Annotated in this window: 1 protein-coding gene; it reads right to left on the bottom strand. The window is 68.4% G+C overall.

Annotated features, from left to right (window positions below; genetic code table 11):
* On the bottom strand, positions 1-269 hold a 269-nt coding region (locus CN514_RS19705), incomplete at both ends, for an ATP-binding cassette domain-containing protein (protein WP_141529435.1).

Here is a 269-nt window from a genome sequence, read left to right as displayed (position 1 = left end):
CGAGGAGCAGCAGGTTCGCGGACGAGACGACCAGCGTCGCGAGCGACAGACGCGTCTTCTCGCCACCGGAGAGCACCCCGGCGGGCTTGAGCACGTCGTCGCCGGTGAACAGGAACGACCCCAGCACCTTGCGCGCCTCGGTCTCGGTGATGTGCGGGGCGGCGGAGACCATGTTCTCCAGCACCGAACGGTTCACATCGAGGTTCTCGTGCTCCTGCGCGTAGTAGCCGACCTTGAGGCCGTGCCCCGGCTCGAGCTGCCCCGTGTCG

This window comes from Bacillus sp. AFS001701 (genome assembly GCF_002559405.1).
GTDB lineage: Bacteria > Bacillota > Bacilli > Bacillales > Bacillaceae_G > Gottfriedia.
The sequence above is the reverse complement of the archived record's forward strand: the minus strand, read 5'-3'. Positions and strand labels throughout refer to the sequence as shown.